At 65.5% G+C, this 14451-nt stretch carries 16 protein-coding genes; 7 read left to right on the top strand and 9 right to left on the bottom strand.

Annotation, left to right across the window (positions count from 1 at the left end; translation table 11 throughout):
* Nucleotides 1-27: 27 nt before the first annotated feature.
* On the bottom strand, nucleotides 28-516 hold the full coding sequence (locus E3O06_RS12965) for a DUF4307 domain-containing protein (RefSeq protein WP_134503784.1): 489 nt from the start codon (nucleotides 514-516) through the stop codon (nucleotides 28-30).
* Between the two features lie 99 nt (nucleotides 517-615).
* Between E3O06_RS12965 and mca the strand changes: the two genes are divergently transcribed.
* A complete protein-coding gene (gene mca, locus E3O06_RS12960; protein ID WP_134503783.1) occupies nucleotides 616-1464 on the top strand; it encodes a mycothiol conjugate amidase Mca in 849 nt (282 codons plus the stop codon).
* Entirely contained in the window at nucleotides 1461-1718 is a 258-nt protein-coding gene (locus tag E3O06_RS12955; protein ID WP_134503782.1) for a hypothetical protein, read from the top strand. Before mca ends, E3O06_RS12955 begins: the two co-directional genes overlap by 4 nt.
* A gap of 14 nt (nucleotides 1719-1732) precedes the next feature.
* Here the strand turns inward: E3O06_RS12955 and trhA are convergent, their stop codons facing one another.
* Entirely contained in the window at nucleotides 1733-2434 is a 702-nt protein-coding gene (trhA, locus tag E3O06_RS12950; protein WP_134503781.1) for a PAQR family membrane homeostasis protein TrhA, read from the bottom strand.
* Between the two features lie 69 nt (nucleotides 2435-2503).
* Between trhA and E3O06_RS12945 the strand changes: the two genes are divergently transcribed.
* The 3 genes from E3O06_RS12945 to E3O06_RS12935 all read left to right on the top strand — a co-directional run bounded on the left by E3O06_RS12945 (nucleotide 2504) and on the right by E3O06_RS12935 (nucleotide 6043).
* Entirely contained in the window at nucleotides 2504-3289 is a 786-nt protein-coding gene (locus E3O06_RS12945) for an isoprenyl transferase (RefSeq protein ID WP_134503780.1), read from the top strand.
* A 64-nt stretch (nucleotides 3290-3353) separates the two neighbouring features.
* Entirely contained in the window at nucleotides 3354-4475 is a 1122-nt protein-coding gene (locus E3O06_RS12940) for an aminotransferase class V-fold PLP-dependent enzyme (RefSeq protein WP_134503779.1), read from the top strand.
* 218 nt (nucleotides 4476-4693) lie between these two features.
* Nucleotides 4694-6043, top strand: coding sequence for a PhoH family protein (locus E3O06_RS12935; RefSeq protein WP_420898882.1), 1350 nt, complete (start codon nucleotides 4694-4696; stop codon nucleotides 6041-6043).
* A 60-nt stretch (nucleotides 6044-6103) separates the two neighbouring features.
* Here E3O06_RS12935 and E3O06_RS12930 read toward each other — a convergent pair whose 3' ends face one another.
* From E3O06_RS12930 to xseA, 5 genes are all read right to left on the bottom strand, one after another.
* The gene (locus E3O06_RS12930) at nucleotides 6104-7528 is read right to left on the bottom strand and encodes a class II fumarate hydratase (protein ID WP_134503778.1); all 1425 of its coding nucleotides are present in this window, start codon (nucleotides 7526-7528) and stop codon (nucleotides 6104-6106) included.
* A gap of 66 nt (nucleotides 7529-7594) precedes the next feature.
* The gene (locus E3O06_RS12925; RefSeq protein WP_134503777.1) at nucleotides 7595-8245 is read right to left on the bottom strand and encodes a carbonic anhydrase; all 651 of its coding nucleotides are present in this window, start codon (nucleotides 8243-8245) and stop codon (nucleotides 7595-7597) included.
* Nucleotides 8242-8895, bottom strand: coding sequence for a DUF4245 domain-containing protein (locus E3O06_RS12920; RefSeq protein WP_166788208.1), 654 nt, complete (start codon nucleotides 8893-8895; stop codon nucleotides 8242-8244). The genes E3O06_RS12925 and E3O06_RS12920 overlap by 4 nt, the downstream gene beginning before the upstream one ends.
* Nucleotides 8892-9146, bottom strand: a complete 255-nt coding sequence (locus tag E3O06_RS12915; RefSeq protein ID WP_134503775.1) for an exodeoxyribonuclease VII small subunit — start codon at nucleotides 9144-9146, stop codon at nucleotides 8892-8894. Before E3O06_RS12915 ends, E3O06_RS12920 begins: the two co-directional genes overlap by 4 nt.
* A gap of 5 nt (nucleotides 9147-9151) precedes the next feature.
* Nucleotides 9152-10393, bottom strand: a complete 1242-nt coding sequence (xseA, locus tag E3O06_RS12910; RefSeq protein ID WP_134503774.1) for an exodeoxyribonuclease VII large subunit — start codon at nucleotides 10391-10393, stop codon at nucleotides 9152-9154.
* 135 nt (nucleotides 10394-10528) lie between these two features.
* Here xseA and E3O06_RS12905 point away from each other — a divergent pair, with 135 nt between their 5' ends.
* Nucleotides 10529-11569, top strand: a complete 1041-nt coding sequence (locus E3O06_RS12905) for a 4-hydroxy-3-methylbut-2-enyl diphosphate reductase (protein ID WP_134503958.1) — start codon at nucleotides 10529-10531, stop codon at nucleotides 11567-11569.
* 18 nt (nucleotides 11570-11587) lie between these two features.
* Here the strand turns inward: E3O06_RS12905 and E3O06_RS18075 are convergent, their stop codons facing one another.
* Both E3O06_RS18075 and fbaA read right to left on the bottom strand, forming a co-directional pair.
* Nucleotides 11588-12169 carry a DUF6264 family protein gene (locus E3O06_RS18075; protein ID WP_134503773.1) on the bottom strand — a complete coding sequence of 194 codons (582 nt, stop codon included), beginning with the start codon at nucleotides 12167-12169 and terminating at the stop codon, nucleotides 11588-11590.
* Between the two features lie 4 nt (nucleotides 12170-12173).
* Nucleotides 12174-13199: a class II fructose-bisphosphate aldolase gene (fbaA, locus tag E3O06_RS12895; RefSeq protein WP_134503772.1), complete on the bottom strand. Its 1026-nt coding sequence runs from the start codon at nucleotides 13197-13199 to the stop codon at nucleotides 12174-12176.
* A gap of 208 nt (nucleotides 13200-13407) precedes the next feature.
* Here fbaA and glpX point away from each other — a divergent pair, with 208 nt between their 5' ends.
* Nucleotides 13408-14340, top strand: a complete 933-nt coding sequence (glpX, locus tag E3O06_RS12890) for a class II fructose-bisphosphatase (protein ID WP_134503957.1) — start codon at nucleotides 13408-13410, stop codon at nucleotides 14338-14340.
* Nucleotides 14341-14451: the final 111 nt, after the last annotated feature.

Genomic DNA, 14451 nt, shown 5'->3' with positions numbered 1-14451 from the left:
GGCGATTGCCGAGGCGAATACGTCAGTTTAGGTCAGCCAGCAGTCGTAAATCAAACCCGTGTTGCTCAGGTCGGTGGTGCGCAGAATCTCGGTGAAAGAGCGGTTGTACAGCGTCGATGGCGGCAGATCGATGATCTTCCAACCGACCACAGAATAGCTCTCGTTGAGAGCCTGAACCGCGCAACTCGCCGTGCGGTTCACCGGAAGCGCCACCTCGAAGGTGACGCTCACCGTGTGCTCATCGATAATGGTGTGCCCGATATCGCGCGCCTCGATCTGAGTGGATGCCCCGTCGAGCCCGGTCCACAGCACCCACGCTCCCAACACCAGCACAAAAATGCCGCCCAGGCCCCAGAGGATTCGGCGGTCGCGTCGGTTGCGGGAAGGCGTGCGCCCGTACCGCGATTGAATCGCCCCGCTCTCGATCGGCGCCGGGGCCGCTGAGTCGTCCGATTCGTCGAGGCGGTAGGGCTCGGGACTCGGCTGAACATTGGCAGGCGTGCTGTTGAGGGGCACTGGTGATTCACACTTTCACGGGAGCTATTAGGCTGGTAACTAGGTTATCTGGCCTAAGGTTATCCGGCATTCCTGAGGAGTATGGTGACGCTGCGATTGATGGCTGTGCATGCCCATCCCGACGACGAGTCGAGCAAGGGTGCTGCGACCTACGCCTACTACCGCAGCCGCGGTGTCGAGGTGCTCATCGTGAGCTGCACCGGCGGCGAACGTGGCAGCATCCTGAACCCTGCCCTTGAGGGTCATGCCATGGCCGAACGAGACATGACGGGCCTGCGCCGCATCGAGATGCGGGCGGCGCAGCAGGCCCTTGGGGTGCAGCACCGCTGGCTCGGCTTCGAAGATTCCGGCATGAACGACGACAAGTCGGTGCCGCCGAACTCGTTCGCCGCTATCCCGCTGGAACATTCGGCCGAACCGCTGGTCACCCTCGTGCGCGAGTTCCGGCCCCAGGTCTTGATCACGTACGACGAAAACGGCGGCTACCCGCACCCCGACCATATTCGTTGCCACGAAGTCTCCCTCGAAGCGTTTCGTGCGGCCGCCGACCCCGACCGGTACCTGGATTCCGGTGCGCCGTGGCAGATTGACAAGCTGTACTACGACCGCATCTTCAACCTCGAGCGCATCGATGCGATGTACCTCGCGCTGAGCGTGGCTGAGCCAGATTCTCCGCTCCTCGAACCGCTCGGGGCAGCACGGGAGCGCATGGAGAATTATCCGAAGCTGGCAACCACCCACGTTCCGGCCGGCGAATTTCTCGAGGTGCGCGATGCCGCGCTGCGCTCGCACGCGAGCCAGGTCTCACCCGACAGCAGCTTCTTCTTCTGGCCCAATGATCTGGTGCGCGAGGCCTGGCCCTATGAAGATTTTCAACTCGTCGAATCGAAAGTAGACACCGCAATGCCCGAATCTGATCTTTTCGCCGGAATTCAGGACGAAGAATGATGTCTTTGATCACCGTCGTGCTCGCCGTCACCCCGACCCCGGATCCCGACTTCGACCCGAACACCGTCACCCCCGGTGTCGTCGGGTTCGTGGTCTTCTTCCTGATCGCGGTGGCCACTCTGCTGCTGTGTCTCGACGTGGTCCGTCGCATCCGTCGCACCACTTATCGCGCCGAGATCAAGGAACGTCTCGACGCCGAAATCGCGGCCCGCGACGCCGACCCTGACTCAGCAAGAGACGACAAGACCGAGTAGTCGCGCTCGGCCCGTTACGGGTAGAGCGGATGCGTGGCGACCAACAGGATCGCCGTGAAATGACACAGGAATGCCACGACCGTGAGGGTGTGGAAGATCTCGTGGAAGCCGAAGACCCCGGGCACCGGGTTGGGTTTCTTCAGCCCGTAGACGACGGCGCCGACGGTGTAGCAGAGCCCGCCGACCAGGATCAGCGTCATCATGGTGGCGTTGGCCTGGAAGAAATCCACGATGAACAGCAAGGCGCCGTAGCCGAGCACCAGGTAGAGCGGCACATACAACCAGCGTGGGGCGTGGATCCAGAACACTCGAAAGAGGATGCCCAGCCCGGCTCCGCCCCACACCAGCCACAGCAGCAGCGTTGCGCTCGTAGGCGGCAGCGCGAGCACGGTGATCGGCGTATACGAGCCGGCGATCAGCAGAAAGATGTTGGCGTGATCGATGCGCTTGAGAATGATGCGGGTGCGCGGCTGCCAGTTGAAGCGGTGGTACAGCGCCGAATTGCCGAACAGCAGCATCGAACTGAGCACGAACACGGCCGAGCTGATCTTCGCTGCCGAGCCTTCGGCGAGTAGGAGCAGCACGATGCCGGCCACGATCGTCACGGGAAAAGTTCCGGCGTGAATCCAGCCACGCCAGGTCGGTTTGACGTCCTCCGGATGGGCGTCAGCCGCCTCGATCAGTGGCAGATTAGGGATATCGTGCTCGGTGGCCATGCTGCAAGGATACGACAGGGCGTGGCCCGCCTGCCCCGAACCCTCGCCGGAGTGGACTAGCGTAACTGTGTGCAGAAACCCCAAGTCCCCTCAGCGCGCGGCCTCCTCTACAGGCTCTATCAGCGCCGGCTGAAGCGCGGACTGACGGCGGAGCACCTGCCCCGCCACGTCGCCATGATCATCGACGGCAACCGGCGTTGGGCCCGGCAGCTGGGCTTTCAAACGGCCGCGCACGGGCATCGCGCCGGCGCCGCCAAGATGCGCGAATTTCTGGAATGGTGTGACGACCTCGGAATTTCGGTCGTCACCCTGTACCTGCTCTCCTCCGACAACCTCACCCAACGCCCGAGTGACGAACTCGCCGACCTGATCGAGATCATCGCCGACCTCGCCGAAGAGCTATCGCACTATCGCAATTGGCGGGTGCAGCAGGTGGGGTCGAAGGCCGGACTGCCCCTTCCGCTGGTCGCAGCGCTCGATGCAGCGGATGCCCGCACCAGCGACCGAACGGGACTGCACGTGAATCTCGCGGTCGGCTACGGCGGTCGCACCGAGATCACGGACGCGATGCGCAGCATCGTCGCCACCCACCACGCGCACGGCGGCAGCCTGGAGGACCTCGCGGAGACCCTCACGCCCGAGCTGATCGGCCAGCACCTGTATACCGGTGGTCAGCCAGACCCCGACCTGGTCATTCGCACCTCGGGCGAGCAGCGGCTGAGCGACTTCATGCTCTGGCAGAGCGCACACAGCGAGTTCTACTTCGTGGAAGCCCTCGGCCCCGACCTGCGGCAGATCGACTTTCTGCGTGCCCTGCGTGACTTCTCTCGCCGCCAGCGTCGGTTCGGTGGCTAGACCGCGTTTCGTGGGGGAGACCAGCTGGGGAAGTATTTTCTGACAACCGATTGGACCCGCTTCTATGAATTCGCTCCTGAGCTTCACCGACGGCTTTCGTGACGAGCCCGGGTACCTCGACTTCGGCCGGGTCGGCCCGCTCTCGGAGGCCGTCGTCGCTGAGACTCTCGGCCAGACCGAGGTGCTCTCCCGCGCCCGGCACGGCAGTCTCGACCACCTCGTCGAACAGGACCTGCGGGCCCGCACCGCGGTATCCGCTCTCACCGGTTTCACGCCCGACCAGATCGTGCTGCAGCCCAACACCAGCTCGGGTCTCATGCAAGCGATGTTCGGCCTGACCGGCGGCGTGCTGCTGTCAGCCGGGGATTTTCCCAGCGTGCCCTTCGCCGCAGTGCGGGCCGCTGAGGCACTGCACGTCGTCACGCCGATCTGGCTGGAGACCGTGCGAGGCCGCGTCACCCCCGGCCAGATCCGGGACCAGCTCACCCCGGCCGTCGCCGCCGTCGCTGTGTGCCTCGTCGATTCCCGCACGGGCTATCGCACCGACCTCGACGGGATCCGTCAGGTCATCGGCGATCGTCTGCTGATCGTCGATGCGATCCAGGGCTTCGGCGTCGTCGATGCCGCCTACGAGGCAGCGGATGTCGTCGCTTCCGGTGGTCAGAAATGGACCAGGGCCGGTTGGGGCACCGGGTTTCTGGCCCTCAGTGAGCGGGCGATCGAACGCCTTGTTCCCGTGTACTCTGGCTACGTCGGCACCGACACCGACGTCCCGTGGGATGAGGTCACTCCGCCCAGCCACAGCGCCCGCGCCTTTCGGGTGACCAACGGAGACGCCATCGCCCAGGCCCGGTTCGCTGCGGCCCTGGAGCAGACCGCTACGGTCGGGGTAAACGCGATCCAGACCGCCATGAATGACAACGTCTCCCAGATCATCGAACTCGTCGACGAATTCGTCATCGACATCGTCTCACCCCGCGATGCTCGGGAGCGCGCCGGCATCGTCGTGCTCGAGCCGCCGGCGGAACTATTGACCACCCTCGTCGCCAGCCTGCACAACCACGGCATCACCGCGACCACCCGCGGTGCCACGGTGCGCTTGAGTGTGCACGCGGCCCTCGACCCCGACACGGTGACCATGCTGAGGGGTGCCCTCACCTCTTACGCTCTCACCGCCACGTACTAGCATTTCTCCTGGTGCAGACCGAGCGTCTGCCCCAACGTAAGGTGAACGACAGATTTCAGTGGGCGTGTCGGGTTCCATTTTGCGCCCGTACGTCGTAGCGTCTGTTGCATCAGGTACGGCACCTGATCGAGACGGCCATATAAGTACGGCTCGAGAATTGCTTGATGGCCAGCTCGCCAAAGTGATCCGCGTCCTCGTGGCGCAGGGTGGGAGTGGCTGTGACCGCTAATCGAACCGACCTTAATGCGACTGACCGGGTGGAGACATCCGCTTCGCAAACCGAGCGCACCTACGTGTTGGACACCTCGGTGCTTCTGTCAGATCCGAAAGCGATTTTCCGCTTTGCCGAGCACGCCGTTGTATTGCCCGTGGTGGTGATCAGCGAGCTGGAGTCCAAGCGCAACGACCCGGAGATCGGGTATTTCGCCCGGCAGGCGTTGCGCAACCTGGACGAACTGAGGCTCAAGCATGAGCGCCTCGACTTTCCGATTCCGGTCGGCGAGGGCGGCACCCTTCGAGTGGAACTGAACCACTCCAACATGTCGGTGCTGCCGTCTGGCCTGCAATTGGGTGACAACGACTCGCGCATCCTCGCGGTGGCTCTCAACCTGGCCAACGACGGAATGACCGTGACCGTGGTGTCGAAAGACCTGCCGCTGCGGGTGAAGGCCGCGTCGCTCGGTCTCGCTGCCGATGAGTACCGCCACGAACTCGCCGTTGATTCCGGCTGGACCGGTATGGACGAGATCACTCTCAGCGCCGAGCAGATGAGCGTGCTCTACGACAAGGAGACGCTTGACTCGCGCACGGTGCAGGACATGCCCATCAACACGGGACTCGTCATTCACTCCGACCGCGGGTCGGCCCTGGGCCGGGTGACCAGCCGGGGCACCCTCAAGCTGGTGCGCGGCGACCGTGACGTCTTCGGACTGCACGGTCGGTCGGCCGAACAACGTCTGGCCATCGACCTGTTGCTCGACCCGGACATCGGCATTCTCTCGCTCGGCGGGCGGGCCGGAACCGGCAAATCGGCCCTGGCCCTGTGCGCGGGGCTGGAAGCCGTGCTGGAACGGCAGCAATTCCGCAAGATCATGGTGTTCCGGCCGCTGTATGCGGTCGGTGGCCAGGACCTCGGCTTTCTGCCCGGTGACCAGGGCGAGAAAATGGGGCCGTGGGCGCAGGCTGTCTTCGACACGCTCGGCGCGATCGTGTCGGAGAACGTGGTTGAGGAAGTGATGGAGCGCGGCATCCTCGAGGTGCTCCCGCTCACCCACATTCGCGGCCGCAGCCTGCACGATGCCTTCGTGATCGTCGACGAGGCGCAGTCCCTCGAGCGCAACGTGCTGCTGACCGTGCTGAGCCGCATCGGTCAGAACTCACGCGTGGTGCTCACGCACGACGTCGCCCAGCGTGACAATTTGCGGGTCGGCCGCTTCGACGGCGTGGCCAGCGTGATCGAAACGCTGAAGGGGCATCCGCTGTTCGCGCACATGACCTTGACCAGGTCGGAGCGCAGCGCGATCGCAGCGCTCGTGACGGAGATGCTGGAGGGCAACGAGGTCATGTAGTTGATACAGCAAACCGCCCGGCTCCTGTCAGGGGCCGGGCGGTTTGTGTGGGTGGTGCTGCTACTTCTTCTGCGGGGGACGCGTCATGCTCAGCACGTCGAGCGCCGTGTCGAGCTCGGCGAGCGTGAGGTCACCGCGTTCGACGTGGCCGAGCGCGATGACAGCCTCGCGCACGGTGAGACCCTCGGCAACGGCCTTCTTGGCCACCTTCGCGGCGGCTTCGTAACCGATGACACGGTTGAGCGGCGTGACGATGGACGGCGACTTCTCGGCCAACGCCCGAGCGTGCTCGAGGTTGGCGACGAGGCCGTCGACGGTCTTGTCGGCGAGCACGCGGGTCGCGTTGGACAGCAGACGGATCGACTCGAGGAGAGCGGTTCCCATGACCGGGATGCCGACGTTGAGCTCGAACGAGCCCGAAGCACCGGACCAGGCGATGGTCGCATCGTTGCCGATGACGCGCGAGCAGACCATGAGCACGGCCTCCGGGATGACCGGGTTGACCTTGCCGGGCATGATCGACGAGCCGGGCTGCAGGTCGGGAATGTTGATTTCGCCGAACCCGGTGTTGGGGCCTGAACCCATCCAGCGCAGGTCGTTGTTGATCTTGGTCAACGAGACGGCGATGGTGCGCAGGGCGCCCGACGCGTCGACGAGGCCGTCGCGGTTGGCCTGGGCCTCGAAGTGGTCGCGGGCCTCGGTGATCGGCAGTTCGGTCTCGGCCACGAGCAGTTCGATGACGAGCTGCGGAAAACCGTACGGCGTGTTGATGCCGGTGCCGACCGCGGTGCCGCCAAGCGGAACCTCAGCGACGCGGGGGAGCGCCGTGCGGATGCGCTCGATGCCGAGGCGCATCTGGCGGGCATAGCCGCCGAACTCCTGGCCGAGGGTGACCGGGGTGGCGTCCATCAGGTGCGTGCGCCCGGCCTTGACGGCCTCTTTCCACAGTTCAGCCTTGGCCTCGAACGAGACGGCGAGGTGATCGAGCGCGGGGATGAGTTCGTCGATCAGGGCGCTCGTGACGGCGATGTGCACCGAGGTGGGGAACACGTCGTTGGAGGACTGGCTTGCGTTGACGTGGTCGTTCGGGTGCACCGGGCGGCCGAGGGCGCGGGTCGCGAGGGTCGCGATGACCTCGTTCATGTTCATGTTCGAGGAGGTGCCGCTGCCGGTCTGGTACACGTCGATCGGAAACTCGGTGTCGTATTGGCCGGTGATGACCTCGTCGGCGGCCGCGGCAATCGCGTCGGCGATGTCCGCATCGAGCACGCCGAGCTGGGCGTTGGCGAGGGCCGCAGACTTCTTGATGCGAGCCAGGGCCGCGATCTGCGCGGACTCGAGCGTGGAGCCCGAGATCGGGAAGTTCTCCACGGCTCGCTGCGTCTGGGCGCCGTAGAGTGCGTCCATCGGAACCCGGACCTCACCCATCGTGTCGTGTTCGATCCGGTAACCGGCGTTTGCGGAGGTGTCCACCACTATGTGCATTCCCTTTCGGTGCTGTATGAGAGTCGTGCTGTGCGCAACGGGTGCGCGATAAGAAACCCGGTGGGCCTAGATCAGGCCCACTTTGATGTGAGGATCGGCGTGCCCTTCGTGAAGAACGTAGTTCGCACCGACGATAGCCAATGTACCTTCTGCGATGGCCGCGCTGATCACCTCGGACTGCTCGAGCAGCTCGGTGACCGTGTCTTTGAGGTGCTCCCGGCCCACCTGGCCGGCATCCACCTCTGTCGGTTCGACGAGAGCGGATACCGCTCGCCCGCTTACTCGACGCACCGCCGGCACGATCTTCTCGATGATGTGCGCGATGTGAACGGGCAGAGCCGGGGCATCCGTGTCTTGCGAATCGATGGCGGCGCGCACCGCACCGCACTCGTCGTGGCCGAGCACGAGGATCAGCGGAACGTGCAGCACGGCGACCGCGTACTCGAGCGAACCGAGCACCGATGTGGAGATGACCTGGCCGGCATTGCGCACGACGAACAGGTCGCCGAGGCCCTGGTCGAAGATGATCTCGGCGGCGAGGCGGGAGTCGCTGCAGCCGAACAGTGCGGCGTGCGGGGTCTGCTGGCCGACGAGCTCAGCGCGCCGGTCGACGTCCTGCCGGTGCCGGGGGGTGCCGGCGACGAAGCGCACGTTGCCCTCACGCAGTTCGTTCCAAGCCTCGGCCGGAGTCGGGATTGCCGTCGATTCGCGGTTCATTCGGCGGCGTTCTCTGCCACGTTGGCGGCGAGCGCGGTCGCCAGGGTCTCGAAGTCGCCGGTGGGGGCCGTGCCGATCAGCGCGTAGGTGCTCGTGCCGGCGGTCGTGACGAGGGCGTAGTCGAAATTGCCCCGATCGGCCTCTGCCGCGCTGTTGCGGTACACGTCCCAGGTGACGCCGGCGATGCTGGCAGTGTCAACGACGGGCGAGTCGGGCAGTTTCTGGGCGAGCCAGGTGGGGTTGGCGTCGAAGGCCTGGCTGAAACCGATGTACTGGTTGTCGGGCGTGAGCAGCCCGATGTACCAGGACGGAACCTGGCCGTTGGTTCCGGCCTGCCACTCGGCGACGTTGGCGCTCCAACCATCTGGCAGCTCGGGGCTGGCGAGGGCATGGTCGACGACCGGTTGCAGCTGGGCGGCCACGCTCGCATAGTCGATGTCGCGAGTGATCGGGTTGTCGTTACGCGGCACCAGCAGCACCAGTACGAGCACGGCACCCACCGTCACGAGCAGGGACAGCACCAGATTGTTCACCGTCTTGTGCGAGCGGTACTTGCGCGAGTTCTCGGCGAGTCGGTCGGCGGTCTCCTGCGGAGTCTCCGGCCGACCCAGTTCGGCGACGACGCGCGGCGGCTTGGGGGCGCGGCTCATCTGGTGGTCGCGGCGTCTTCGCCCGCGGGCGCCGCCTGGGCCAGACGGGCGGCATCGAGTCGGGACTTGGCCCCGATCAGCCATTCTTCGCAGCGGCGGGCGAGGGCTTCGCCGCGCTCCCACAGCGCGAGCGACTGCTCCAGCGTGCTCGAACCCTGCTCGAGCTCGTTGACCACGCGGATGAGCTCATCGCGGGCCTGTTCGTAGCTGAGATCACTGATGTCTTGGGCAAGCGAGGTCATGGCATCCATTCTATTTAGGTCAGTGCGGTGGCGGGCACGTTGGCGGACACGGCGGCGTTCGCGGTGACGGGCACCGTTCCGCTGGCCAGGGTGAGCAGCAGCTCGGTGCCGGCCGGGGCGTCGCCGGAGCTGCGCAGTACGTTGCCGCCCGGCAGCTGGGCGATCGCATAACCACGATCGAGGGTGCCCTGGGGTGACAGGGCGCGCAGCTGGGAGCGTAGTTCCACGACGGTGGCCCCGGCGCGTTCGACAATGCGACCGGTGAGTTCGGCGCCGCGCGCCACGTAGCGGGTGAGGTCTTCGCTGCGGGAATCGATGATCCAGCGCGGGTCGACGAGCGCCGGTCGGCTGCGCAGCTGCGAGATCCGGTCGATTTCCGACGAGAGGATGCCGGTGAGCCGGCTACTGAGACGCGCCCGCGCCTGCTGCACCCGGTTCAGTTCGTCGCTGACGTCGGGGACGACGCGCTTGGCGGCATCCGTCGGGGTGGACGCCCGCAGGTCGGCCACCTCGTCGAGCAGCGGACGGTCGGCCTCGTGCCCGATCGCGCTGACCAGCGGCGTCAGGCAGGCGGCAGCGGCGCGCACGAGGCCCTCATCGCTGAAGGTGAGCAGGTTCTGAAAGTCGCCGCCGCCGCGGGCGACGATGATCACATCGACTTCGGGGTCGGCGTCGAGTCGTTGGATCGCGCTCGTGACTTCGCCGACGGCCCGATCGCCCTGCACGGCGGCGTGCGCGATGCGAAAGTTCACGGCCGGCCAGCGCAGCTGGGCATTGCGAATGACGTCTTTCTCGGCGTCGGAATCTTTGCCGGTGACGAGGCCGATGCAGTGCGGCAGGAACGGCAGCCGCTTCTTGCGGGAGGCGTCGAACAGGCCCTCGCTCGCAAGCTGTTTGCGGAGCCGTTCGAGCCGTTCCAGCAGATCGCCGAGCCCCACATGGCGCATTTCGAAGGCCTGCATGGTGAGGGTGCCGCCCTTGACCCAGAAATTGGGTTTGACCAGGGCGACGACGCGGTCACCCGCTTTGAAGTCTGCGGTGAGCTTGGCGCGCACCGACGACCAGATCGTGAAACTCACGGTGGCGTCTTCGGTCAGGTCTTTGAGCTTGCCGTAGACGTTGCCGCCGCTCGCGCCCCACTGGGTGATCTCGCCCTCGACCCAGACCATGCCGAGCCGTTCGATGTAGCCGCGAATCTTATTGGAGAGCAGGGCGACCGGCCACGGTGTTTCGACGGTGGCGGGGGCATCCGTCATGCGGTGGTCCTTGGCGTGGCGCTGGCGTGGGGCACAGGCGGGTCCTCCCAGAGTTCTTCGGTCGTGCGTGCGTAGACTGAGGCGGTGAACACCAGCATGCACACCCAAAGTAAGCCGACCGCTATCGGCCTGGGTATGCCGCGCATTCCCAGCGCTCGCAACAGGCTTAAGGATACCCCGGTGGTCGGACATAAGCGGGTGCTGCTCGCGGCCCCGCGTGGTTACTGCGCCGGAGTCGACCGCGCCGTCATCGCCGTCGAGAAGGCGCTCGAGCACTACGGCGCCCCTGTCTACGTGCGCAAGCAGATCGTGCACAACATCCACGTGGTGTCCGAGCTTGAAAACCTGGGCGCCGTCTTCGTCGACGAGGTCGACGAGGTGCCGCACGGCGCGCACATCGTCTTCAGCGCCCACGGCGTCTCCCCGGCCGTCGTCGACGCTGCCGCCGCACGGGGCCTGCAAGCCATCGACGCGACCTGCCCGCTCGTGACCAAGGTGCACCGCGAAGCCGTGCGCTTCGCCCGCGACGACTTTCAGATTCTGCTGATCGGCCACGAAGGCCACGAAGAGGTCGAGGGCACGGCCGGTGAGGCCCCCGAGCACACCACCCTCGTCGGCAGTCCCGATGAAGCCGATACCGTCGTCGTGCGCGACCCCGACCGGGTGGTCTGGCTGTCGCAGACCACGCTGAGCGTCGACGAGACCATGGAGACAGTGCGTCGGCTGCGGGCGCGGTTCCCCAACTTGCAGGATCCGCCGAGCGACGACATCTGCTACGCCACCCAGAACCGTCAGGTGGCCATCAAGAAAGTCGCCCGCGACTCCGACCTGGTGATCGTGGTCGGTTCGGCCAACTCGTCCAACTCGGTGCGCCTGGTGGAGGTCGCCCTGGAATACGGCGCGAAAGCGGCGTATCGCGTCGACTTCGCGAGCGAGGTCAAACAGGAGTGGCTCGACAACGCGACGACCGTCGGGGTGACGAGCGGGGCATCCGTTCCCGAGGAACTCGTCGACGAATTGCTCGAAGCCCTCGCCGACGCCGGTTACAGCGACGTGGAACAGGTCAAGACCGCCGAAGAAGACCTGATTTTCTCGCTGCCCAAGGAACTACGCAAGGACCTCTCCGGCGAAACGGATGCGCGCGCCTTCGGTGGTCGAGCCGCCCCGGCCGAGTAACCAGCTCGGCCGTAACGGCTACTGGCGGCTGAGGAACTCGATCAGGGTCGGGTCGCTGAATAGCGCGGCTATCGTGAAGGCAAACAGCACCACGAGCGACACCGCACCACCGATGATAGGTACGAAAAAAGCGCGTCGCCGCCGTAAGAGCAGTCGCACGGATACCGCTGTCGCGACCAGCCAGACGAAAACGAGCGTGATCGCTCCGACCGTCGTGATGGTGCCGATGGACACTGCTGGAGTGTAGGTCCCCAACCCCTGATCGGTGTAAAAGGCCTGCATAGCGATCGGGAATCCGCCCAGCGAGAACACGCCGTAGACGGTGGCGAGAAGCCCGAAGGCCAATAGCCCGACGGTCCACGGGCGATCCCAGGCGGGCACGCTACGCGGTCCGGGCGCAGACTGGAAAGTCGGGGTCGACGCATGTGGTGGTGCTCCCGCTCCCGCCCCAACAGAGGGGGAGGGAGCGGGGTCAACCCGGTCTTCGTCCTGCGGAGGTTGCCAGGTCCAGCCTTCAGGGGCGAGTTCGCCGTACTGCGGGCGCGGGCGCGGGCGTGGGTCTTTCGCGGGGGGTGGAACGGAGTCCGGGTTCTCTGTCATTGCTCTAACTGTTTGAGTGCCCGGCGGAGCCGAGCTGGCGGGTGGAATCGACGACGCGGGCGGCCATGGCCGACTCGGCCACCTTGCCCCAGGCGCGCGGGTCGTAGACCTTCTTGTTGCCGACTTCGCCGTCGACCTTGATCACGCTGTCGTAGTTCTTCAGCATGTAGTCGGCGATCGAGCGGGTGAAAGCGTACTGGGTGTCGGTGTCGATGTTCATCTTGACGACGCCGTTGGCGACGGCTTCAGCGATTTCGGCATCCGTTGAGCCGGAACCACCGTGGAAGACCAGGTCGAGCGGCAGCGCGGCGCGCCCGAACTTGGCGGAGAGGCCGGTCTGGATCTCCTTGAGCAGTTCCGGGCGCAGCTTTACGTTGCCGGGCTTGTACACGCCGTGCACGTTACCGAAGGTGAGCGCGGCCATGTAACGGCCCTGCTCGCCGAGGCCGAGGGCTTCGACCATCTTGATCGCGTCATCGAGGGTCGTGTACAGGTTCTCGTTCACGTCGGCCTGAACGCCGTCTTCCTCGCCGCCGACGGCGCCGATCTCAACTTCGAGAATGGCGTTGATCGCGCGGGTGCGCTTGAGGATGTCGGTAGCGATCTCGAGGTTCTTGTCGAGCGCGATGGCCGAACCGTCCCACATGTGCGACTGGAAGATGGGGTGGCCGCCATCGGCCACCGCCGACTCCGAGGCCTCGATGAGCGGAATGACGAAGTCACCCAGCGCGCCCTCCGGACAGTGATCGGTGTGCAGAGCCACGGTGATCGGATAGTTGTCGGCGACCGAATGCGCGAAGCGGGCAAAGGCGAGTGCGCCGGAGGCCCGGTTCTTCACGGTGTGGCCGGCAAAGTAGTCGGCACCACCGGTGGTGACCTGGATGATGCCGTCGGATCCGGCTTCGGTGAGGCCCTGGAGAACGGCGTTGATGCTCTGCGACGATGACACGTTGAACGCCGGGTAGGCGAACCCGCCGGTCTTCGCTTTGTCGAGCATGGCGGCGTACTGGTCGGGGGTTGCGATGGGCATTGCTTCTCCTCGAGAGTGTGCGGGGGTGTGACCCGAGTCTAGCCAAGCCCGCCTCGGCGCGGTCGGTCGCGATAAGGTGACTCGGGCGGACAATCCGCGCGACCCGCCGCGCATCCGTCGTATTCGAAGTCGAACTTACGTCCGGGAGGACCTTTTGAACAGCACCGAGACCGCCACTCTGTTTCAACACCCCGACCGTAACCTCGCTATGGAGCTCGTGCGTGCCACCGAGGCCGCAGCCATCCGCGCCGTGCCCTTCATCGGCCGCGGCGACAAGAACGCCGCAGACAAAGCCGCCGTCGACGCCATGCGCGCCTTCCTCGGTACCGTCAATTTCGACGGGCTCATCGTTATCGGTGAGGGTGAAAAAGATGAAGCGCCGATGCTGTTCAACGGCGAGCACGTCGGCAACGGCCGCGGCCCCGCCTGCGACATCGCTGTCGACCCCATCGACGGAACGAGTCTCACGGCCGCCGGCCGCCAGAACGCCGTCTCCGTCATCGCGGTCTCGGACCGCGGCACGATGCTCGACGCCTCGTCAATCTTTTACATGGACAAGATCGTCACCGGTGCGGCCGGGCGCGGCGTCGTCAGCCTCGACCAGTCAATTGCCGAGAACATCCGTGACCTCGCGATGGCCATGAAGAAGCCGATCGGGGAAATGACAATTGCCGTTCTCGACCGCCCGCGCCACGCTGGCCTGATCGATGCGATTCGCAGCGCCGGTGCCGGAACTCGCCTCATGCTCGACGGCGACGTGGCCGGCGGTATCAACGCCGCCCGTTACGAGACCCGCATTGACATGTGCGTCGGCATCGGCGGAAGCCCGGAAGGCATCACCACGGCCTGCGCCCTCAAGGCTCTCGGCGGCTACATGCAGGGACGCCTCGCCCCGAAGGACGACGCTGAGCGTGCCCGCGGCGTTGCGGCTGGCCTCGACATCGACAAGCTGCTCGAAGTCGACGACATGGTCAGCGGCGACAACACGTTCTTCGTGGCAACCGGCGTCACCGACGGCGGACTCGTCGACGGCGTACGTCGCAAGGGCCCGATGATCCGCACCGAAAGCATCGTGCTGCGCTCACGTTCGGGCACGGCTCGTCGCGTCATCGCGGAACACCTCGCCGAGAAGTGGCTGTAAGCACTACTTCCTGGTTGTATCGGAAACTGCACGCCTCGGGTCTGTTCGTTCAGACGCGGGGCGTGCAGTTTTTGGGTCCTGCGCGGCCGGCGCCTCCCTTCGAGGTCTGCG

The organism is Cryobacterium glaciale, from assembly GCF_004402535.1.
GTDB lineage: Bacteria > Actinomycetota > Actinomycetes > Actinomycetales > Microbacteriaceae > Cryobacterium > Cryobacterium glaciale.
Note: the sequence above shows the minus strand (reverse complement) of the source record. Positions and strands in the feature narration are given on the sequence as shown.

Coding starts and splice junctions, on each gene's coding strand:
- E3O06_RS18075 (WP_134503773.1), bottom strand. CDS start 12,169: ATGACAGAGAACCCGGACTCCGTTCCACCCCCCGCGAAAGACCCACGC.
- E3O06_RS12940 (WP_134503779.1), top strand. CDS start 3,354: ATGAATTCGCTCCTGAGCTTCACCGACGGCTTTCGTGACGAGCCCGGG.
- E3O06_RS12955 (WP_134503782.1), top strand. CDS start 1,461: ATGATGTCTTTGATCACCGTCGTGCTCGCCGTCACCCCGACCCCGGAT.
- E3O06_RS12905 (WP_134503958.1), top strand. CDS start 10,529: ATGCCGCGCATTCCCAGCGCTCGCAACAGGCTTAAGGATACCCCGGTG.
- E3O06_RS12920 (WP_166788208.1), bottom strand. CDS start 8,895: ATGAGCCGCGCCCCCAAGCCGCCGCGCGTCGTCGCCGAACTGGGTCGG.
- trhA (WP_134503781.1), bottom strand. CDS start 2,434: ATGGCCACCGAGCACGATATCCCTAATCTGCCACTGATCGAGGCGGCT.
- E3O06_RS12915 (WP_134503775.1), bottom strand. CDS start 9,146: ATGGATGCCATGACCTCGCTTGCCCAAGACATCAGTGATCTCAGCTAC.
- E3O06_RS12925 (WP_134503777.1), bottom strand. CDS start 8,245: ATGAACCGCGAATCGACGGCAATCCCGACTCCGGCCGAGGCTTGGAAC.
- fbaA (WP_134503772.1), bottom strand. CDS start 13,199: ATGCCCATCGCAACCCCCGACCAGTACGCCGCCATGCTCGACAAAGCG.
- E3O06_RS12930 (WP_134503778.1), bottom strand. CDS start 7,528: ATGCACATAGTGGTGGACACCTCCGCAAACGCCGGTTACCGGATCGAA.
- mca (WP_134503783.1), top strand. CDS start 616: ATGGCTGTGCATGCCCATCCCGACGACGAGTCGAGCAAGGGTGCTGCG.
- xseA (WP_134503774.1), bottom strand. CDS start 10,393: ATGACGGATGCCCCCGCCACCGTCGAAACACCGTGGCCGGTCGCCCTG.
- glpX (WP_134503957.1), top strand. CDS start 13,408: ATGGAGCTCGTGCGTGCCACCGAGGCCGCAGCCATCCGCGCCGTGCCC.